Genomic DNA, 21,358 nt, shown 5'->3' with positions numbered 1-21,358 from the left:
AGCTTGAGATCTTCATTCTGTGGATGAAAGGGATCGTTTTCTGACTACAGTGAACATTAGCACTGTTTATAGTGAACATTCTACCTGGTATAGTGAATAAAGTACTGATTACAGTGAACACTTTACTGATTATAGTGAACGCGATCACCCTTTCAGCCCTTGCTGGGTGCGGCCTGCGACGATCGGGGATCTCTTAGGATCTCTATATGATCTCTTTAGGATCGTTATATAGGAACTAATCACTGTATAAGTGGATAACATCTCAATGTTCTTAGCATTATGCCCGTCAGAAGACATTGTCGGGATCGTTATCACGATTACTTCCAGACCCACGATCTCATAAATCATACCGGCCGCAATAAACCCTCTGTCATTCTCAATTACTAAAGAACTTCCTCACTATTATTCATTTTTCATCATTAATTACCGGGCGTATGGTGATGTGACTGTCTACTGAATAAGGAAAAGGGTGCCATGACTGATTATGCTATCTCTCGTAACCCCACCAATGGCGAAGAAATTGCACGCTATCCACTGCTGAACAGCGGCGAACTGGAAAATGCGTTGCGCCGCAGTGCAGACGCTTTTTCACAATGGCGATACAGCGCGATGGATCTTCGGGTTAAGGTATTGCGTCAACTGAGCGAGCAGATCCGTCTGCGCGAAACGGAACTGTCGCGCATGATCACTCTCGAGATGGGTAAACCGATCGTTCAGGCGCGGGCTGAAGTACTTAAATGTGCCAGTCTGTGTGACTGGTATGCGGAAAACGGTCCGGCAATGCTGGCTGATCAACCCACTCAGGTTGCTGATGCCTGGCAGCGTTTCCGTCCGCTCGGCGTGATACTGGCAGTCATGCCGTGGAATTTCCCTCTGTGGCAGGTTCTGCGGGGCGCTGTGAGTATGCTGCTTGCAGGCAATACCTATCTGCTTAAACACGCGCCTAACGTCATGGGAAGCGCAACGCTGATGGCTGAGCTGTTTGACGCCACCGATCTGCCGGCGGGTGGGTTTAACCTGATCAATGTCGACAACGACGGCGTCTCCGCCGCCATAAAAGACGATCGTATCGCGGCTGTCGCGGTAACCGGTAGCGTACGAGCCGGAGCGGCTATCGCTGCGCAGGCGGGTGCAGCACTCAAGAAAACCGTATTAGAACTGGGCGGCTCCGATCCCTTTATCGTGCTGGCGGATGCCGATCTGGATGAAGCTGTCAAATCAGCAGTGGTTGGGCGTTTTCAGAATACCGGACAGGTCTGCATGGCGGCGAAACGTTTTATCGTGGAAGCACCGGTTGCAGAAGCGTTCGAAAAGCGCTTCACCGAAGCCGTTCAGGCCTTGACGATGGGCGATCCGCTGAATGAAAAGACTTTCCTGGGGCCGATGGCTCGTACCGATCTGCGTGATGAACTGGATCAACAGGTACAGGCCACGCTGCGCGAAGGCGCTCGTCTGGTGCTGGGCGGCGAAAAAGTGGCGGGGCAGGGTAATTTTTACGCGCCGACCATCCTGTCAGATGTGACCTCTGAGATGACCGCTTTTCAGCAGGAGCTGTTCGGACCGGTGGCGGCCATCGCCGTGGCGCGGGACCCGCAACATGCGCTGGCAATCGCCAACGACAGTGAGTTTGGATTAAGCGCAACGGTGTGGACCGCCAATGGAGAGATCGCCGATCAGCTGGCGTTGCAGCTGGAGGTTGGTGCCGTATTTATCAACGGCAACGGCGCTTCCGATCCACGAGTGACGATCGGTGGTGTGAAGAAAAGTGGCTACGGTCGTGAACTGTCACACTTTGGCGTGCACGAATTCTGTAACGTTCAGACCGTCTGGAAAAATCGCCGCTAAGTTTTACTGCGCCGCCGGAAGATAAGCGGGCGCAGCGGTTTTATCATCCTCAATAAGCGGGCGCACTAACCGATCCGGTGCAAAGTCAATCAGCATCGCCGGACGTGCGCCGCTTAGCATCTCCCCGGCGACCAGCCTGCCAAGTAGCGGTGCCAGCGTCATGCCGCTGTGACTGACCATCAGATAAACCCGCGCCAGCCCGCTGACATATCCTATCGCTGGCAAGCCATCCGCCGGACGGGATCGCTGTCCCACCTCAATCCGCTCGATGCGCGCATCCTGACTGTTAGCGAACAACCGCCGCAGTCGCCGCAGCATCTCGTTACCGATCATTCCATCCACCGCCACCGGACGCGCCGGATCGGCATGCTGATCCAGATCCAGCGCCTGCAGCATCAGGCGGCCACCGCCATCGGGCCGGACATTCAGTTCCGGTGTAATAATATTGCTGCTGAGTTGAATTGGCAGCGGCTGTGTATGAGCCAGAAAGCTACAAGCGGCCGGGTTGGCATGGTTAGCCTCGGTCATCGCCAGTTCAAACCCGCACTGCGCCAGCAGTTCAGCGGACCATCGACCAGTCGCCAGCACCAGCTGATCGCCCTGCCAGCGCTCGCCACTGGCGAGCGTCAGATCAACACCCTGATCGGTGGTGGACAGCGTAGTCACTTCGTCATGGCAGACCAGTTTACCGTTCAGCGTCCGCAGAGCGGCCAGCATCCGGGCAATGAACAGGCTGGGATAGAGCAGGCATTCAGAGGAGAAGAACCAGGCTTTCTGCACCCGGGGATCGGGCCGCAGCTCCGGCAAAGCAGCCTGCAACCTGGCGCGATCCCAGCTTTCTGCCGGGTAGCCGAGCGCCCTGAGCTTAGCCACGCGCTGCTCCAGCTGGCGATGAATGACTGGATGTGTCGCCCACTCCAGCGTGCCGGTTTCCAGCAGCCAGGGCGCAGGCGAAGGATGCTCTGCCTGCCAGCGCTTATGCTCGTCAATCGCCGCCGCGTTGAGACGGTGATAACTGGCGGGATCTTTGCCGTTAGCATTGACCCAGCCGTAGCTGATCTGGCTGGTGCCGCTTCCGGGGTAGCGTTTGTCAAAAACCGTGACCTGCGCGCCCTGGCTGGCCAGCGATCGCGCAACCGCTAAGCCCAGCACGCCGGCACCGATAACGGCAATACGTTGTGGCATATCGGACCTCTCCAGAGTAATCAACCTGCATTAAACACGGCGAATCGCCGTCCGTGCCTCTTTCGCCAGCCGGTTTTACTATCAGGGAGTGGCGTCACGACGTCAACAAGGCTTCAGAGTGACGGTTATTCAAACCAGCCTGGTACCGGATCGGCAAACGTCAGCCACTCTCCCGCACCCGCAGCCATCTCCTGTGGCGTCAGTAAGGCCTCATTCAGTGCGGTGCGTAGCCCATTTTCATTCATCTCAATACCGATAAACACCAGCTCCTGACGCGCATCACCGGTTCCCTCCTGCCATTGTTCAGCAATCACATTGAGCGAGTCGGCATCCTGAGGCCACTGTTCCCGTGGAACGCTGACCCACCAGCGACCCGCATAGCCCTGACGTGCCAGCGCGCCAGCCTGTGACCAGACCCCGGCAAATTCCGGGCGAGTGGCGAGCCAGAAGTAACCCCTGGAGCGTAATACACCTGCCATCTGATGATTCACCACCTGCCAGAAACGCTGCGGATGAAAAGGACGACGGGCCCGATAGACGAAGTTCCGGATGCCGTACTCTTCCGACTCCGGTTGATGTTCACCCCGTAAGATTTGCAGCCAGTCGGGCGCCAGAGCGGTCTGATCAAAGTCAAAGCGGCCGGTATTCAGTCGCAGATCTAACGGCAGCAGGCCGAACTGACTGGTCACCAGCCGCGCGCGCGGATTCAGCGTCCTGAGTATGCCCTGCAACAGGCGTAACTGTTCAGCGCTCAGCAGGTCGGTTTTATTCAGCACCAGCTAGTCACAAAACTCGCGTTGATCGACCAGCAGATCGACTACTGAGCGCTCATCATCCTTTCCCACAGTTGCGCATTACCATCGCGCACCAGCGCCGCGTCGATATTAATTTCTGACATATCATTGACGATCACGGCTATCCGCCGTCCTTCACGGTTATTGAGAATAGGGTTAAGCAGTGTGGTTTTTCCGGCACCAGGAAAACCGGACAGAACAGCAACCGGCAGGCGGTTATCCTGAGAGGAAAAGTGAGAGCGTGGCATAATGACTCCTGCAGTAAAACGATAATTGTAATGTTATAACATATCATTTAATCCCGCTTTTTAATATTGCTTTTCGGCACAGCCTGGTGTCGGGAAATGAGAAACCCTTATCCGGGAGTTAAAAATGCAACACTTATCCATCGTTCCGCGTCTGTTGCCCGCCGTCCGACGCGGTGAGAAAACCCATACGCTGCGCTGGCAGGAAGGCGATATTCATCCCGGCCCGCTTCGCTACTGTAATCAGCAAAACCCTGCTGACACGCTGGTGGTATGGGTGACGAGCGTTGAGACGCTGCCGCTTTGTGCGGCAGCGGAGAGACTGGGAAAACAAGCAGAGTGGCCGGATGACGTACTGCTGGCCGGAATGCGTGAACACTATCCGGCGATTGAGCTTAACAGTGTGGTCCAGCTGGTGCATCACCTCACCCCTGAGGCGTCGCGGCAAAAAATGGCAGAAGATTGAACCGGGCTCAAACGTGCTCCATCACCAGAACAGCGAGGGTATCCACCTCCAGCGCCCGGAAAATATGCGGCTCATCGCCGGGGTAGGTGATGTAGTCGCCCACATCCAGTTCGACCGGTGAATCGACCGGGCCAGCCAGCGCACGTCCTCTGGACAGGATGATGTGCTCGATGGTGTTGGGGGAGTGCGGCTGAGAACAGCGATCGCTGCCAGGCTGAACCTGCAACAGATAGATGTCCCGCCGTGCGCCTGGCGGGCAGGTCGCCAGCAACACCGCCTGATAATCGGCTAAATCGGCGGTCACCGTTGGCCCTTCACCCCGGCGAATCACCTGCATACGACGGGCTTCCGGTTCCATTAAGCGTGAAAACGGAATATTCAGGGCGACGCAAAGCGACCACAGCGTTTCGATGCCGGGATTACCATTGCCCGCCTCCAGCTGCGACAGGGTGGATTTGGCGATACCCGCGCGGCGAGCCACTTCTGCCAGCGATAAGCCGGCCCGCTGACGTTCACGGACTAATGCGTTAGCGATGATGCTGATAGGGGTATTCAAAGTGACTCCTGCAGTGTTTTCGTTTTTTATAACGAACATTACGTTCGACTTGTAAATCAGGCCAGCGGTGTTCATTATAATGGGTAATTCGTTCATTATGAGATCAGGTTATGCCGTTTTTACAAACAAAGCTGCTGGATACAGGTGTGGTAAAGGCCATTTTCCTGGTCTGTCTGGCTGATGGCATTGTCGGTTTATCCTATGGTTCACTGGCAACCGCCGACGGTTTTCCGCTTTGGGTGCCACTGGCGCTCTCCACTCTGGTACTGGCGGGCGCATCAGAATTTTTATTTATCGGAGTTGTAGCGGGCGGTGGCAGTCCGTTTACTGCTGCAGCGGCAGGCCTGCTGGTCAATGCGCGTCATTTGCCCTTTGGTATTGCCGTAAAAGATCTGGTAGGACGCGGTCCGGCTGGCTGGCTGGGTTGTCATATCATGAATGATGAAAGCGTGGTATTTGGACTCTCCCAGCCGCAACTGGCGCAGCGTCGCAGCGCCTACTGGCTGTGTGGCATCGGCATTGGCCTGATTTGGCCGATCAGCGTGATGACCGGGGCAGCCATCGGCCAGTTCATTCCCGATACCTCGGTTATCGGACTGGATGCGGTGTTTCCTGCCATCCTGATTGCGCTGATTTTTCCGGCTCTGCGTCAGCGGCGAACCCGGGTTCCCGCCCTGCTCGGCGCTTCTTTGTCGCTGCTGGCGACGCCGCTGGTGCCGGCTGGCATGCCAGTGCTGTTTTCGCTGCTGGGTCTGCTGGCATGGAGATCACGCAAATGAGCCACCAGACGATGATCATCGCCGGTATTGGCCTGCTGGCGGCCGGCACCTGGCTGATGCGGTTCGCCGGTGTCAGGCTGGGGAATCGTTTACCGCTCAGTGAACGTAGTCAGCAGATGCTGTCGGACGCCGCCACGGTATTGCTGTTAGCCGTTGCTGCCACCACTACCTTGTTTGAAGGTCAGCATTTTTCCGGCATGGCGCGGATCATCGGCGTTGGCTTTGCGCTGCTGCTGGCGTGGCGTCGTGCGCCTCTCATTATCATTATTCTCGGTGCGGCGCTGATGACGGCGCTGCTGCGCTACTTCGGTGTACCCTAGCCAGAGATAACCCTATCAAATGCGGGATTTTTTCGCGGTGGATATTTGTTAGGATGCCGTTCAGTTAAGTTTTACTGAACACTGAACAGGCATTGCTGAATGAATACTGCCCGAACCTCCCGTCGTTATGTCCTGCCGCTGCTGCTCGCGATGGCGTGCGTTTTCACGGTGAATCACGCCAGTGCCCAACCAGACCTGCGACCATTGGGCGAAAATATTGCCGACAAAGGCTCGGCATGGTATCGCTTCGGGAGCAGAACCTTTGACTCGCAGGATGGTAAGCGACACTACCGGGTCTGGCTTGGAATTCCGAAAATGGCAGCGCCGTCCTCAGGCTATCCGGTGCTGTATATGCTGGACGGTAACGCGGCGATGGCGCAGCTGACGGAAAACCAGCTGAAACAATTACGCAGTGGCTCGTCCCCGGTGCTGGTGGCGGTGGGTTATGACAGCAACCTGCCGTTTGACGTAGTGGCACGCAGCTACGATTACACCCCACCTGACGATGCGCCAGATCCGATAGTCGACATGCCGCACGGCCGAAAGGGCGGCGGCAGTCACCCGTTTCGACAGCTGATGCTGAACAGCATCGTGCCGTGGGTTGAAGCACAGGCAGCCAGCGATCCCCATCAGCGTGGCTTGTGGGGCCACTCTTACGGTGGTCTGTTCGTGCTGGATACCTTTTATCAGGCTGCCTGGTTCAGCCATTACTTTGCGGCCGCCCCGTCGCTGGGCTGGAACGAGCAACGCATCATCGAACTGGCACGGCGTGCCGATCCCGGCCCGCTGAAGCGATTGTCACTCTACCTGATGGAGAGCGATGGCGTCACTGAGCGGCGTGCCGGACATTCTGATGACCTGCAACAGGAAGAGGCTGAGCTGATACCTATCCTGCGCCAGACCGACGCTACGCTGCATCTGACCCACTATACCGGGCAAAACCACGGTCAGATCCTCTCCTCCTCGCTGGCGGATACGTTAAAGATAATCTCCGGTTCAAAAGATTGATCACCGCAGGCTAACCCGCGCATGATAGTTGTTTACGCTCAGAGGGAGCCTTTTATGCGCCGTCCACTACAGATTGGTCTGTTGCTGTTTCCTGATGTCACCCAGCTGGACCTGACCGGTCCGTGGGAAGTCTTTGCCCGCACGCCGCAGTTCGCCTGTCATCTGGTGTGGAAGGACCCGCAGCCGGTTCGCTCCGATCGCGGCTTATCGATTCTGCCTACTATCACGTTCGAAGCCTGTCCGCCGCTGGATGTCATCTTCGTGCCCGGCGGTCCGGGACAAATTGCGCTGATGTCAGACAGTGAAACCCTGAACTTTCTGCGCCAGCAGGCCAGACATGCTCAGCGCGTGTCTTCGGTTTGCACCGGCTCGCTGGTACTGGGCGCAGCCGGGCTATTGCAGGGTTATCGGGCCACGTCGCACTGGAGTTCAATTGATCAGCTGGCCTTACTGGGTGCCGAACCGGTCAGCCAGCGGGTGGTACGCGATCGGAACCGTATTACCGGCGCGGGTGTGACCTCGGGCATCGACTTTGCCCTGACGTTGGTGGCAGAACTGTGTGGCGATGCCGTTGCCAGGGCAATTCAGCTACAGATGGAATACGATCCGGCGCCGCCCTTCAACAGTGGTTCGCCCCGTACCGCGACGGCCGAAGAGGTGGAACAGGCAAGAACGGGCATGGCAGCCTTCATCGCCAGGCGTCGTCAGGCTACCGAACAGGCGGCGGCCCGGTTACAGGCTGATCAGTTTACTGACGCCGGGAATACGCAGCATCAACAGTGAGATTGCCATTGAAAACAGCAGCGTCAGGGCAATCACCAGCAGCTTATCGCCCAGCGTCTGAATCCTGATGGCCAGTGCCAGCAGATTGAAGATCAGATAGTGCAGGATGTAAACGCCGGTCATGGTCTTGCCCAGTGTGGTCAGGAAGGTGGTAATCCAGGGCTTATTGTCCGGCAGCCTGATGGCATTAATGCTGATCACTATCAGCAGCACCAGCAGGTAAACCTGCGAGCCGGTGAGAACCATTTCATTGCTGGTGGCAAAAAAGCGGGCGATAAAGTAGTAACGCTCATACAGCCAGGTAAACAGCCAGACCGCAGGCAGCAATAGCAGGCTGCTTTTGATCATTCGAGGCAACATCAGCAGGCGGATCACCTGCGGCGCAGCCATCAGCCGGCCCGACAGGTAATAGAGCACCCAGGTCCAGATACGGTATTGCGGCAACAGTGAAAATGCCCGCTGATTAGGGTAGAGACTGGCCAGCAGATCGTAGACAAAGGCAAAGATCAGCAGCAACAGGATCCCCAGCGCCATCTTGCCTGGCGTGCGGATCAGCCGGTCGATCAGTGGATGTGACACATAAATCGCGATTAAAGCAATTACAAACCACGGCTGGATTAAATAGCCCTTTTTATGCAGCCCGGCAAACCAGAAAAAGCTAAACCAGAAGAGGAAAATCAGCAAAATACGGCGGATTTTGCCCAGCTGCCAGGCTGGCGTATGCTGCTCGCCCGCATCCATATAGCCGCTCAGTAAAAAATAGAGCGGCGTGGCAATGGTTGAGACGAAGCTCAGCACGTTCAGCGCCAGACCGGAGTCGTAGTGGTAGCTGTCGTAGCTCTGATAAAAGGTAAAAAAGGAGACGGCAGTGATGCAGGCCAGCATCTTCAGCATCGCCAGCCCGCTTTTATTCATTTTTTGCCTCCCGCCCGTGGAAGCAGCTATAGATCACCGGCAGCACCAGCAAGGTTAAAACGGTGGCGAAGCCCAGACCAAAGATAATCACCACCGCCATGCTCTGGAAGAAGATATCGCGCAGCAGCGGCAGCAAGCCCAGCACGGTGGTAAAGGCGGTAAGCAGAATAGGACGCAGACGAGAGGTTGCGGCATCAATGATCGCCAGCTGCAGCGGTTTTTCCTGCTGCAACAGACGAATCTCCTCCACCAGCACGATGCCGTTACGGATCAGCATACCTGACAGGCTGAGCAACCCGATCAGTGCCATAAATCCAAACGGAATGCCGGTAAGTAAGAAGCCAAAGGTAACGCCGATCAGTGCCAGTGGCACGGTGATCCAGATCGCCAGCGCGTCGCGTAGTGAATTGAACATCAGAATGGTAATCATGAACATGGCCAGAAATCCCACCGGGAGCGAACTCAGCAAGCCACTCTGCGCTTCGCGCGAACTCTCCAGCTCGCCGCCCCATTCAAGCCGGTAGCCTGTCGGTAAGGCAAGCCGATCAATTTGCGGCTTCACCCGCGCGACAATCTGCGCAGCGGTCAAGCCAGAAGCGGGATCCGGATCGGTCTGCACGGTCAACACCCGCATCCGATCACGGCGCATGATCAGCGGATTTTCCCACTCCAGCCGGAAGTCCGCTATCACATTGCTGAGCGGAACAAAGCGCTGTAAAGCGGCGCTCCACAGCTGAATATTGACGATATGATCGATATCCTGACGCTCCTCTTCCGCTGGATAGAGCATTACCGGCATCAGTCGCGAGCCGTCACGGAAAATTCCCACCGCATCGCCGCTGAAATTCATTCGCAGTGCCTGATCGATATCGCGTTTATCAATCCCCAGCTCCTGACCGCGTAGCGCAGAATAGAGCGGCCGGATCACTTTGCTGCGTTCCTGCCAGTCATTGCGGACCGGGAAGGTGGTGCCGTCAGCGAGGAAGATAGCGTCCAGCTGGCTGGCAATGTGGCGCAATTTTTCCGGATCAGGACCGATGACGCGCAGGGCGATTGCGCTGTCACTGGCGCTGCCAAACTGAATGCGTTTAATCCGCTCATTAACCTGTGGGTAGTGCTGCTGAATAAAGTGTTCAGCTTGCAGCGCTAACGCATCCAGCTGACGGGCATCTTTGACCCGCACCATGATTTGCGCAAAGTTGCTGTACTGGCGTGCGCCATCATAGGTCAGCGTAAAGCGCAGCGCGCCCTGACCGACAGTCGTGACCGTGGCCTCTACCGCCGGGTCCTGATTGATAAACCGTGCAATCGATGCCGCCGTCTCGGCGGTGTAGTGGATATCGGTGCCATAGGGCAGCCACAGGTCGGTAAAGAAGATCGGCGTGCTGGAGGAGGGAAAGAAATTCTGCTTAACCAGACCAAAGCCGTACAGCGACAGGGCTAACAGCGCCACCATCACGGTCAGGGTAATCAGGCGAAAACGCAGCAAGCCACTGAGCATCTGGCGGTAAAGGCGGAAAACCACGCCCTGATGAGGCGCGGTTTGCTGTTCCGGCTGGCGGGCCGGCTGGCGCTTCTCGCTCCAGCGAATAAACACCGGGGTTAAGGTCAGCGCGGTGACCCAGCTCAGCATCAGGGAAATCAGCAAGACCTGGAACAGCGATTTACAATACTCGCCGGTGGAGTCCTGGGAGAGGCCGATCGGGGCAAAGGCGATGATGGCGATCACGGTCGCACCCAGCAACGGCAATGCGCTACGGCGTATCATCCGATTCATTGCCTGCTGTAATGACTGGCCACGCTGGTGGTCAATTTTGACCCCTTCAACCACCACAATGGCGTTATCGACCAGCATACTCAGCGAAATAATTAATGCTCCCAGCGATATCCGTTGCAGCTCCAGGCTAAACAAATTCATGATCAGCAGAGTACCCAGCACATTGAGCGCCAGCGAGGCGGCAATCACCAGACCGCTGCGTAAGCCCATAAACAGCAGCAGCGTACCCACTACAATGGCCAGAGCCATCAGGAAATTAAGGATAAAGCCATCAACCGACTGTTTGACCTCGTGCGCCTGGTTATAGAACACCTTCAGGCTGATCCCCGCTGGCGTATCCTGTTGATAGCGTGCCAGCCTGCTGGAGAGCGCATCGCCGACGTCAATCACATTAACGCCTGGCGCAAAAGAGACACCCATCGCCAGCGCGGCCTCGCCATCAGCAAAATAGAGATTTGCCGGATTGTCAGTCACGCCGCGCGTCAGGGTAGCGATATCGCGCAGATGGACATTTTGCGGACTGCCAGCCGGCAGAATGGGCAGGCTGGCCAGGTCGTCCAGCGTCTGCAACTCGCCAGTTGAATGGAACCGGATTGATTCACTGTCCACCCGCACGCTACCGGCATTGGCTACGCTGTTGTTGCGGCTGAGTAGATCGGCCACCCGCTGTGGTGTCAGGCCATAGGCGGTCATTTTACTGGCGGAGAGGGCAATCCTTATCTCTTCCTGCTCAACGCCCGCTACCGCGACTTTAGCCACGCCGGGCACCAGTACCAGATCGCGCCGCAGCTGATCGGCATAGTTACGCAGTTCGCTATTGGTGAAATCTTTGCCGTGGATGACAAAAAAGTAGCCATAGACATCGCCGAAATCGTCGTTTACCAGCGGCGTCTGAACGCCTGGCGGAAACTGGCGGGCAGCATCATCAACGCGCCGCCGCAGTTCATCCCAGATCTGCGGCAGCTGATCGGCAAGGTAGCGGGTATGAATGTTGACGGTGATTTGCGACAGGCCATTGGCCGAAATAGAACTGACGTTATCCAGCGACGGCAGGCGCTGTAAGGCATTTTCCAGCGGCAGGGTGACCTCTTCCTCCACCTGCTGCGCCGAGGCACCGGGATAGGCGGTCACAATCACGGCGGATTTGATAGTAAATAGCGGGTCTTCCAGTCGTCCGATATTGAGCAGGGCATAAATTCCGCCCACGCCCAGCAGCAGAATGACCATCCAGTAGCGGATCGGTTTATCGAGGAAATGCTGCTGAATACGCATTATAACCCCCGCTCACGCTGCCAGATCCGTACCGCTTCTCCGTCACGCAGTTCGCCAACTCCGGCGGCGACAATCCGGTCACCCGGTTGCAGTCCGCTAACAATCTCAACACCTTGCGCACTCAGACTGCCGACCTCAACCTGACGATCTTTCACCCGCAACACATCACCTTGTTGCTCCACCAGCCAGACGTGTGGCTGACTAGTCGGGCTGTGATTGGGATTAAATACCGCGGCGGCGGGCACCACCAGACGCGGCAGCGCCGGGGCATTGGGCAAATTATGCAACTGGACCCGCACCGAGCCGCTCAGTCCTGCAACGCCGGGTAAATCTGCCGGACGCGGCATAGTCAGCACCACCTGATAGGTGAGGGTGGCGGCATCGGTCTGGCTGGTATGTTCTTTGTACCGGGCCTTAAATACCCGGCCCGGCAGCGCATTAAACTGCACCTCGGGTTGATAATTGATGTTCTGAATATCGAGACTGGAAAACAGGGTTTCAGGCAGCGTAAAAATCACATCCAGTAAGTCTGGGCGGGTCAGCAGGGCCACCGGCTGTCCGGCAGCGACGACCTGATGATTACGCACCTGAACCTGAGCGATAACACCATCAAAAGGAGCGCGCAGCGTCAGGAACTGCAACTCCTCTCTGGCGAGTTTCAACGCCGTCGCCGCCGCATCGCGATTGGCTTTTTGCACATCCATCTCCGACTGCGAGACGGCGCTGCGCTTTGCCAGGGTGCTGAATCGTTGATATTGCCGTTCGGCGAGTTGCAGGCTGGTCTGACGATCACGTACCCGTAATTGCGCTTCGGCGTCGTTGAGCGTGGCGAGGGTCTGACCCGCCTTAACCGCTGTTCCGTCGCGTATATTCAGTGTGATCAGCTGTCCTGCACGCTTAAACGCCAGATCGGTATTGTCACCGGCCTGAATACGTGCAGGAAAAATACGGATATTTTTAGCAAAATCCGATTCAATAGTGAAAGTTTTAATTACACGCGGCGGCGGCGCATCCGGCTCTTTTTTCTCGTCGCACGCTGTCATAAATACACAACAGAAAAAAATCGAGATGATTTTGTGTTTTATCATTATCTTCGCCTTAACTTCCGCTATTTTAGCCGCGGTTTAATAAGCGTTGAGGAATAACGTCGCCTGATGCTTATTGCCACCGATTTAAAATTAAGTTTAACGTGCTCAAAATATTTTTTAGCCAGACGGCATTGCCGCTTCGTCTGTTACCTTTCAGATTGCCATTTGTGAAACAACCAGCCAGGTGAGTAACCCCACCAGCGTTGTCGCGGCAACCGCGAGAATAACGAAACCGCAAAGCGCGATAATGCTCTGTTTTTTCATCAGAGTTTCCTTTTTCAGACCACGAGATGATCCGATGCACACTGCATGAGCCAGGGTAAACATTAGCTAAACAAAAACAACGTTGTCATTCTGATAATATAGGTTAAATTTAATTTAGCCATTCCTGTCACTCAGCAGAACTTTTTTTGCAGAAAAATGATGTCGGTCATTACCTGCGGGTTTTGCATCCCGCAAAATGCGTTTTTTTTAATTTCCGCCTTTAATTTATCGCTTAATGGCACGGGGTATATATGCTAAACAACGAAAAACAGGGTAAAGCGCCCGCTTTATCCGATCGTCCCTGGTATCAGCGTAGTGTGGCCGAGATATTTTCTGACTTACAAAGTTCGTCAGCGGGATTAAGTTCGGCCACGGCACATGACCGTCTGCAGAAATATGGGCCAAATGCCTTACCGCAAAAAGCAGAAAAGTCTGCGCTGCTTAAATTTATTTCACATTTCAAAGATGTACTGATTTATATCCTGCTGGCTGCCGCGGTGATTACAGCCATTATGGGCCACTGGGTCGATACCTTTGTCATTCTCGGCGTTGCTGTCATCAACGCACTCATCGGATTTATTCAGGAAAGCAACGCCGAGAAGTCTTTGAAAAGCATCCAGAATATGCTGGCAAATGAAGCAATGCTGGTGCGCGATGGTAAACAGGTCACCGTGCCGACGCGTGAGATCGTGGTCGGTGACGTGGTGATGCTGCGTCCCGGCGACAAAATCCCGGCTGACCTGCGGCTGTTTGAAGTGAACAATCTGCGGGTCGAAGAGGCGATTCTGACCGGTGAATCGACGGTGGTCTCAAAAAGCGTCGATACGCTGAGCGGCGAAAAGTCGCTGGGCGATCGGCTTAATCTGGCCTTTTCAGGCACCACTGTCAGCTCAGGCACCGCTGCTGGCGTGGTCATCGCCAGCGGTGGCGATACCGAACTCGGCCATATCAATGAGATGATCAGCGGCATCAAAGAGGTGAAAACCCCGCTACTGGTGCAGATCGATAAGCTGGGTAAAGCAATCTTCTTCATCATCCTGTTGATGATGGTGGCGCTGTTCATTTTTGGCTATCTGCTGCGCGATATTCCGCTGGGTGAGCTGTCGCTGTCGGTGATCAGCCTGGCGGTCGCGGCGGTACCGGAAGGGCTGCCAGCCATTATTTCGATCATCCTGTCGCTGGGCGTGCAGTCGATGGCGCGGACCCAGGCGATTATCCGCAAGCTGCCGACCGTCGAAACCCTGGGCGCTATGTCAGTCATCTGTTCCGATAAAACCGGCACGCTGACCATGAATGAGATGACGGTCAAAGCGGTGGTGCTGGCGAAAAGTCGCTGGCGCGTTAGCGGCAACAGTTATGAACCTAAAGGCGAGATTGTGGCCGAGCAGGCTACAGCCGACGGCGGGAATGCGGCGCAGGACCCGCTGTTTCAGCAGTTTCTGCATGCGGTCGATACCTGTAATGAGAGTCAGCTTCGTCAGGATAATCAGGGACACTGGACCATTGTCGGTGGTCCGACCGAAGGCGCACTAAAAGTGCTGGCGGCAAAAGGGCAGAGCGCCCCACAGCCGGTTGAGGTGGTCAGCAAACTGCCGTTCGATTCTCTTTATAAATATATGTCGGTCAGCTGCGTGGCCGGGAGCGAATCCTATGTGCTGCTGACGGGCGCGCCAGATGTATTACTGAATTTATGCCAGCTGCAGCAAACCCCGGAGGGCGTCGAGCCGATCGACCGGGCTTACTGGGATGCCGCCATCACCACCTATGCCAGTGAAGGATTACGCACCGTGGCGGCGGCCTGGAAGAAAACCACTGCACCGGTCACCTCGCTCGATCATGATGAGCTGAAGCATGACATGGTGCTGCTGGGTCTCGCCTGCATGATGGATCCACCGCGCCCAGAGGCGATCACGGCCATTGATGAGTGCCAGCAGGCGGGAATCCGCGTCAAGATGATCACCGGTGACCATCAGGAAACCGCGATGGCGATTGGTCAGATGCTGGGGATTGGCAACAGTCACGCGGCCATCACCGGCTACCAGCTGGAACACATGAGCGATGCCGAACTGGCTGAAGCGGCGAAAACCTACGATATCTTCGCCCGAACCAGTCCGGAACATAAACTGCGACTGGTAAAAGCGCTGGAAGCCAGTGGCGAAATCGTCGGGATGACCGGCGATGGCGTCAACGATGCACCTGCGCTGAAACAGGCTAACGTCGGTATCGCGATGGGGATTAAAGGCACCGAGGTGACGAAAGAAGCGGCAGATATGATCCTTGCCGACGACAACTTCGCCACCATTGCCGCTGCGGTAAAAGAGGGACGTCGGGTGTATGACAACCTCAAGAAGACCATTCTGTTCATCATGCCCACCAACCTGGCACAGGGACTGCTGATTATTATCGCCATCCTGATGGGGAACCTGCTGCCGTTAACCCCGGTACAGATTTTATGGATGAACATGGCGACGTCCGCCACACTGTCGTTTGGTCTGGCATTTGAACCTGCGGAAGCGAATGCCATGCGGCGTCCGCCGCGGAATGTGAAAGCGCACGTCATGGATGGTTACGCCATCTGGCGGGTGGTGTTTGTCGGGCTGCTGATCTCCATCAGCGCCTTCGTGCTGGAAGCCTGGCTGCAACCGCGTGGCTACAGTGCGGAATTTATCCGCACTGTATTGCTGCAGATGCTGGTGACCGCACAGTGGGCCTATATGCTCAACTGCCGTAACGGTAATGGCTTCTCACTGGATCGCGGTCTGCTGAAAAACCGCGGTATCTGGCTGGTGACGCTGGTGCTGATAGTACTGCAGGCGATCATTATCTATGTGCCGCTGATGAATACCCTGTTTGGTACCCGTCCGCTGCCGATCAACTACTGGCTGATCTCCCTGATTGTCAGTGTGGCGATCTTCATCGTGGTAGAGATTGAAAAACGCCTGACCCGCTCATGGCGCAATAAAACCGCCTCATTGCGTTAATGTTGACTCCTGGTCCTGCTGTTGCGGATAGCCCGCCAGCAGGACTTTTTTGATCAGATAGGTTAATGGAATTGCCAGTATTGCCCCGGTTATTCCCAGCAGTGCCTGCCAGAACAGAAACGCCAGCAGCTGGCTGGTCAGTGCCATATTAAGCCGCTTTCCAATCAGTAGCGGTTCAATCACCGAACTCAGACAGAGATTCAGCACCATAAAGAAGCCGGCAACCGCCAGCGCTATCTGCAGGTCAAACAAAATATAACTCTGTATCACCGGGGGAATCGCCGCCAGAAACGAGCCCAGCACCGGCACATAGTTAAAGACAAACATCAGTACGCCCCAGAAAAAGGCAAATTTGAGACCCATCAACTGCGCGCCGGTTCCGACGATAAGCGCCCCCAGCAGGCTGGTCAGGGTTTTGACGCGGGCATAAACAATCACACTCTGAATCCCTTCCTGCAGCGCCAGATAAAAGGCCTGATGTTTACCGGCAACACGCTGCTGCAGCGTACGTTTCAGCAGCGGTAATTCATACAACATAAATAGCAGCATCAGGAAGACCATGATCCACCAGGAGATCACGCCGGGGATCTGCGTCAGGAAGGTGGTGACAAGCCGCACCACGGCCCCGGCATCAATAAAGGCCAATAGCTGGTCGGGAGTGATGCCGATATCCAGCCGGGCAAACGCCAGCGTGAGTTGCTCCAGCCGGGCTGCCAGCAGAAGCGGTGCCTGACGACTGAGCTGCATCAAATCGGGGGTCAGCACCGTGAGTTTAATGATGGTAAAGATCACCACCATCAGCATCAGAATAATCACCAGCAAAGTCGACAGAATACGCGGTATACGTTTCTTCTCCAGCCAGCTAATCAGCGGATCGAGCATGATCGATAACAGCATCGCCAGCAGCACCTGATTGATCCACGGCGCGGCCAGATACAAGCCGCACAGAATAATGGTTAGTGAGGTGAGGATAAACAGCACACGTGCCAGAGGCGGCCAGAGAGTGAACCAGCTCAGTTCCATGAGGGCGCTCCACGATTGAGGATAGTTTGCAGTATAGATGAGCGACAGAAGAGGGTTCTTTGCGTCAGGTCAGATGGCAGGGTATCCGGCAAGCGTTACGGGTTTCGTTCTGATGGTTGATAAGTTCCTGAAGTCAGCCTCTTTTTTTCCCGGTGATATAGGGTTATCATTAAGGAAATGAACGTTTCCTAAAGGTGGGGCGATGGGCCATCATCATCCGGTGAAAGAGCGGGGCCGGCCGCGAGAATTTCAGACTGACGCCGTGCTGGACAGCGCGATGCAGATCTTTCGCGAAAAAGGGTATCACGCCACCTCGATAGGCGATCTCAGCCGCGCGATGCAGCTCACCACCGGCAGTATCTATAAAGCGTTCACCGATAAACGCTCGCTGTTTACGCAGGTGTTTGCACGTTACCTCGCGTTACGCAATGCCGCGCTGGGCGATCGACTGGCGCAGCGTGAAAACGGACGCGCAAAGCTGGCGGCACTGCTGCAATTTTATGTGGAGTCAGTGCGTGATATTGAAGGCGAGCGAGGTTGTCTGGTTGCTGGCAGTGCCGTTGAACTGCAGACGCTGGATGAAGAGTTGGCCGACGCGGTCAGTCACGCCCTGATGCGCAATCAGCAAAATCTGCGTCAGCTCATCCTGCAGGGACAGCAGGATGGCTCGATCAATCCGGCGCTGAGTGCTGAACCTACCGCCTCGCTGCTGTTATGCATTGTGCTGGGGATGCGGGTGGCCGGAAAAGTGGCTGCCACCCGACCCGATGAGAGCGTTATCCCGCTGGCCCTGAAAATCCTCGACTAAATTTTTTAGCTAATATGGAAACGAACGTTTCCTAAATTATGGAGCGTCACAATGCAATATCCTCAACTTTATCAGCATCACTTTGCCAGCGTGGATGACTTCCGTTTTCACTATCTGAGGGCCGGGCGCGAAAACGCGAATGTTGTGGTGCTGCTCGCCGGTTTTCCGCAAAGCAGCTATGCATGGCGAGAGGTGATTCCTGGGCTGGCTAACCACTTTCATATCATTGCGCCTGACCTGCCAGGACAGGGGGACTCTGACTTTCCGGCAGACGGATACGATACTGACAGCATAGCGCAGCGGGTGATGGCGCTGTTGCAGCAGCTCGGCATCACCCGCTTTCATCTGGTAGGGCACGATATCGGTGCCTGGGTCGCCTGGTCGCTGGCGTCGCAGTTTCCGCATCACGTCAGCCAGCTGGCGTTGCTGGACGGTGGCATTCCGGGCATTACGCTGCCTGAGTCGCTGCCGTTAGCAGACGATAACGCCTGGAAAACCTGGCATTTCGCCTTTCACTGCGTCAGCGATCTGCCGGAAGCACTGATTGCCGGCCGGGAAGGGATTTACCTGGATTGGTTCTTTAATCGTAAAGCGGCCAATCCCCGCCAGATCGACGCGGCTGCGCGGGCGGAATACCTGCGACTTTACCAGCAGCCGGGTGCGTTGCGTGCCGCTCTGGCCTATTACCGCGCAGTCGATCAGTCAGCCCGTCAGAACCGCCAGCGCGCCCAGGCTGGAAAGCTGGCGCTGCCGCTGCTGGCGGTGAGTGCCGATCAGGGCTCGATCCCGGATATGGCGACACCGCTGCGTGCAGTGGCTGAGCAGGTCAGCGGTGCGATTATCGGGGAATGCGGGCATTTTATTCCTGACGAACAGCCGGAAAAACTGGCTGAAATATTAACGGATTTTTTTCAATCGTCAGGCCAGTCATCGGCTGTATTGGCCTCTTAATAAGTAGTGAAAGTAATTTCATCTGGCGGATTATTAATATTATTGCTGATCCGCCCGATTCTCATTCAATCTTCCTATGGTTATTTCTATCTCATTGATTTTAAAGCGACTACGACCGGCTTTTGCGCGTTGCTTTCTGCGCCATGCTGTGGATAAATAAACGGTCGCAAACACCAGAAATCATGATCACATAAAAAAGAGTCTGCATTACGATGCCGACCCAATATTGCCGGGGCTGCTATGAATCAGGATAAAGCACTGCTGGCCAGAGAAATAAAAGCCAGAACGGAACAACTGGAATCGCATTTAGTGGCGATTCGACGCGATATTCATGCCCACCCGGAATTAGGTTTCGATACGCTACGTACCGCCAGCCTGGTGACACAGCAGTTGCAGGCGCTGGGGCTGACGCCACAAACCGGCATCGGCCGCAGCGGCGTGATGGTGGATATCGATGGCGCTGAGCCGGGAAAAACCCTGCTGCTCCGCGCCGATATGGACGCGTTACCGATCCACGAACAGACCGGGCTGCCTTTTGCCAGCGTCTGGCCCGGCAAAATGCACGCCTGCGGGCATGACATTCACACCGCCATTCTGCTGGGCGTGGCAGCTATCCTGCCGCATTATCGTCAGCAGCTGAAAGGGAAAGTCAGGCTGATTTTCCAGCCCGCTGAAGAGACCCCTGACAGTGGCGCGCAGGCGATGATCGCCGACGGTGCGGCGGATGGCATCGACTGGGCGATTACCCTGCACAATAAGCCTGAACTGGCTGCCGGTGAAGTGGCGTTAACCCGCGGCGCCAGTACCGCTTCCAGTGACGAATTTGACGTAACGGTGCATGGCATTTCGACCCATGCCGCGCGCCCGCACATGGGCAGTGATCCGATTATTGCCACTGTGCATCTCATCAGTCAGCTACAGACGATCATCTCGCGCGAACGCGATCCGGCCCACTCGGCGGTATTAACCATCGGCCATATTCAGGGCGGCACCACCCATAATATTATCCCCGACAGCTGCCTGTTTCAGGGCACTATCCGCACCAAATCGCCTGCGGTGCGTGCCGACATGGAAGCGGCCTTCAGGCGGATGTGTGATGGCGTGGCGCTGGCGCAAAATGTGCGCGTGGAAGTTAACTTCCAGCGTGGCGTACCGCCGCTGATGAATGACAATCGGCTGATCGATGCGCTTGAACAGATTCTGTCGCATCAGTTTGATAAGCCAATTATTGCGCAGCCCAGCGACAGCTTTGGGGCCGAAGATTTTTCGCTGTTTACCGAGCTGGCGCCAGGATGTCAGATCCACATCGGGTCTGCCACGCCGGGCCGCGACGATCATCTGCATAACTCTGATTATCAGCCGGACGAACGCAGCATTGCCGCCGGGACGCAGGCGCTGAGCCGCCTTGCAATCGATCTGCTCTCTTAATAATAAAATGAGGTTCCTATGATGATGCACAACCGCCTGTTTGCGGCTTCCCTGACCGTGGCATTACTGGCGACGTCCGCTGTCAGTCAGGCAAAAGATTCTGGCACCCTGAAATTCGCCACTGAGGCGGCTTACCCGCCGTTTAACCAGACCACGCCGAGCGGTAAAATCGTTGGTTATGAGCCGGACATGGTGGCGGAGCTGGCTAAGCGTGCCGGTTTCAAATATGAAATCATTGCCCAGAAATGGTCTGGCATGATCCCTGGCCTGATCGACGGTAAATATGATGCGGTGATTGATGCCGTTACCGTCACACCCAAGCGCGCCGAAGCGATCGATTTTACCCATCAGTACACCGTCAGCGTCTCCAGCTTTGTCACCTCTAAAACCTCACCGCTGGCAACCCTGCCAGGCAGCGGCACGGTGGTTTCTGCCGATGATGAAGCCGGCATGAAAAAAGCGATTGAGGATCTGAAAACCAGCTTCAAGGGTAAAACTATCGCGGTGCAGGTCGCCACCATTCAGGCCGACTTCCTGCAAAAATATCTCGGCGATGTTGCCACTATCCGTACCTATCAGGCGGGCCCGGAGACCTTCGCTGACCTGATGAATGGCCGGGTTGATGCGGTGATGGCCTCACGCACCAACCTCAACGCCTTTGTGAAAAAACATGCTGAGGCGATCAGCAGCAGCGGCTATGGCTTCTCTGGCGGCGTGCTGGGTGCCGGCTCAGCGATTGGCCTGCGCAAAGGCAACACTGAACTGCAGCAGGTGCTGAATCAGGCGCTGCAATCAATGATTAAAGACGGCACGCTGAGCAAACTGTCGATTAAGTGGTTTGGCGAAGACGTCGCACCCAAAGCGTAACCG

Annotated in this window: 17 protein-coding genes and 1 pseudogene; 11 read left to right on the top strand and 7 right to left on the bottom strand. The window is 55.8% G+C overall.

The features are described from left to right. Window positions 1-474 precede the first annotated feature (474 nt). Complete coding sequence (locus ACLIBF_RS22425; RefSeq protein ID WP_448310711.1) at window positions 475-1,845, top strand: aldehyde dehydrogenase family protein; 1,371 nt, start codon at window positions 475-477, stop codon at window positions 1,843-1,845. 3 nt (window positions 1,846-1,848) lie between these two features. Here ACLIBF_RS22425 and ACLIBF_RS22420 read toward each other — a convergent pair whose 3' ends face one another. Both ACLIBF_RS22420 and ACLIBF_RS22415 read right to left on the bottom strand, forming a co-directional pair. Further along, window positions 1,849-3,030 carry an NAD(P)/FAD-dependent oxidoreductase gene (locus ACLIBF_RS22420; protein ID WP_448310710.1) on the bottom strand — a complete coding sequence of 394 codons (1,182 nt, stop codon included), beginning with the start codon at window positions 3,028-3,030 and terminating at the stop codon, window positions 1,849-1,851. 125 nt (window positions 3,031-3,155) lie between these two features. Next, window positions 3,156-4,072: pseudogene (locus ACLIBF_RS22415) on the bottom strand (GTP-binding protein). A 124-nt stretch (window positions 4,073-4,196) separates the two neighbouring features. On the opposite strand from ACLIBF_RS22415, the gene ACLIBF_RS22410 reads away from it, so the two are divergent. Further along, on the top strand, window positions 4,197-4,535 hold the full coding sequence (locus tag ACLIBF_RS22410; RefSeq protein WP_094119044.1) for a hypothetical protein: 339 nt from the start codon (window positions 4,197-4,199) through the stop codon (window positions 4,533-4,535). Between the two features lie 7 nt (window positions 4,536-4,542). On the opposite strand, the gene ACLIBF_RS22405 is transcribed toward ACLIBF_RS22410, so the two are convergent. Beyond that, entirely contained in the window at window positions 4,543-5,091 is a 549-nt protein-coding gene (locus ACLIBF_RS22405) for a helix-turn-helix domain-containing protein (protein ID WP_448310709.1), read from the bottom strand. Between the two features lie 110 nt (window positions 5,092-5,201). On the opposite strand from ACLIBF_RS22405, the gene ACLIBF_RS22400 reads away from it, so the two are divergent. From ACLIBF_RS22400 to ACLIBF_RS22385, 4 genes are all read left to right on the top strand, one after another. Then, the gene (locus ACLIBF_RS22400) at window positions 5,202-5,870 is read left to right on the top strand and encodes an AzlC family ABC transporter permease (RefSeq protein WP_094119046.1); all 669 of its coding nucleotides are present in this window, start codon (window positions 5,202-5,204) and stop codon (window positions 5,868-5,870) included. Then, complete coding sequence (locus ACLIBF_RS22395) at window positions 5,867-6,190, top strand: AzlD domain-containing protein (protein WP_094119047.1); 324 nt, start codon at window positions 5,867-5,869, stop codon at window positions 6,188-6,190. The genes ACLIBF_RS22400 and ACLIBF_RS22395 overlap by 4 nt, the downstream gene beginning before the upstream one ends. Window positions 6,191-6,289: 99 nt before the next feature. Then, window positions 6,290-7,198 (top strand): alpha/beta hydrolase, encoded by a 909-nt coding sequence (locus tag ACLIBF_RS22390; protein ID WP_448310708.1) that lies wholly within the window; start codon window positions 6,290-6,292, stop codon window positions 7,196-7,198. A gap of 54 nt (window positions 7,199-7,252) precedes the next feature. After that, window positions 7,253-7,981, top strand: coding sequence for a DJ-1/PfpI family protein (locus ACLIBF_RS22385; protein WP_448310707.1), 729 nt, complete (start codon window positions 7,253-7,255; stop codon window positions 7,979-7,981). Here ACLIBF_RS22385 and ACLIBF_RS22380 read toward each other — a convergent pair. The 3 genes from ACLIBF_RS22380 to ACLIBF_RS22370 are packed head-to-tail and all read right to left on the bottom strand — an operon-like array spanning window position 7,931 to window position 13,033. Then, on the bottom strand, window positions 7,931-8,896 hold the full coding sequence (locus ACLIBF_RS22380; RefSeq protein ID WP_448310706.1) for an acyltransferase family protein: 966 nt from the start codon (window positions 8,894-8,896) through the stop codon (window positions 7,931-7,933). The two genes, ACLIBF_RS22385 and ACLIBF_RS22380, sit on opposite strands and share 51 nt — an antisense overlap. Beyond that, the gene (locus tag ACLIBF_RS22375) at window positions 8,889-11,945 is read right to left on the bottom strand and encodes an efflux RND transporter permease subunit (RefSeq protein WP_094119050.1); all 3,057 of its coding nucleotides are present in this window, start codon (window positions 11,943-11,945) and stop codon (window positions 8,889-8,891) included. Before ACLIBF_RS22375 ends, ACLIBF_RS22380 begins: the two co-directional genes overlap by 8 nt. Beyond that, window positions 11,945-13,033, bottom strand: coding sequence for an efflux RND transporter periplasmic adaptor subunit (locus ACLIBF_RS22370; RefSeq protein ID WP_094119051.1), 1,089 nt, complete (start codon window positions 13,031-13,033; stop codon window positions 11,945-11,947). Before ACLIBF_RS22370 ends, ACLIBF_RS22375 begins: the two co-directional genes overlap by 1 nt. Before the next feature lie 515 nt (window positions 13,034-13,548). On the opposite strand from ACLIBF_RS22370, the gene ACLIBF_RS22365 reads away from it, so the two are divergent. Then, window positions 13,549-16,278 carry a cation-transporting P-type ATPase gene (locus ACLIBF_RS22365; RefSeq protein ID WP_448310705.1) on the top strand — a complete coding sequence of 910 codons (2,730 nt, stop codon included), beginning with the start codon at window positions 13,549-13,551 and terminating at the stop codon, window positions 16,276-16,278. On the opposite strand, the gene ACLIBF_RS22360 is transcribed toward ACLIBF_RS22365, so the two are convergent. Beyond that, window positions 16,267-17,301, bottom strand: coding sequence for an AI-2E family transporter (locus ACLIBF_RS22360; protein WP_094119052.1), 1,035 nt, complete (start codon window positions 17,299-17,301; stop codon window positions 16,267-16,269). The two genes, ACLIBF_RS22365 and ACLIBF_RS22360, sit on opposite strands and share 12 nt — an antisense overlap. Window positions 17,302-17,503: 202 nt before the next feature. On the opposite strand from ACLIBF_RS22360, the gene ACLIBF_RS22355 reads away from it, so the two are divergent. The 4 genes from ACLIBF_RS22355 to ACLIBF_RS22340 all read left to right on the top strand — a co-directional run bounded on the left by ACLIBF_RS22355 (window position 17,504) and on the right by ACLIBF_RS22340 (window position 21,355). After that, window positions 17,504-18,109, top strand: coding sequence for a TetR/AcrR family transcriptional regulator (locus ACLIBF_RS22355; protein ID WP_094119053.1), 606 nt, complete (start codon window positions 17,504-17,506; stop codon window positions 18,107-18,109). A gap of 51 nt (window positions 18,110-18,160) precedes the next feature. Continuing rightward, window positions 18,161-19,060 carry an alpha/beta fold hydrolase gene (locus ACLIBF_RS22350; RefSeq protein WP_448310704.1) on the top strand — a complete coding sequence of 300 codons (900 nt, stop codon included), beginning with the start codon at window positions 18,161-18,163 and terminating at the stop codon, window positions 19,058-19,060. Window positions 19,061-19,300: 240 nt separating this feature from the next. After that, window positions 19,301-20,488 carry a M20 metallopeptidase family protein gene (locus ACLIBF_RS22345; RefSeq protein ID WP_448310703.1) on the top strand — a complete coding sequence of 396 codons (1,188 nt, stop codon included), beginning with the start codon at window positions 19,301-19,303 and terminating at the stop codon, window positions 20,486-20,488. Window positions 20,489-20,506: 18 nt separating this feature from the next. Next, the gene (locus ACLIBF_RS22340) at window positions 20,507-21,355 is read left to right on the top strand and encodes a transporter substrate-binding domain-containing protein (protein ID WP_448310702.1); all 849 of its coding nucleotides are present in this window, start codon (window positions 20,507-20,509) and stop codon (window positions 21,353-21,355) included. Window positions 21,356-21,358: the final 3 nt, after the last annotated feature.

Source organism: Pantoea sp. PGP6, assembly GCF_053474785.1.
The sequence above is the reverse complement of the archived record's forward strand: the minus strand, read 5'-3'. Positions and strand labels throughout refer to the sequence as shown.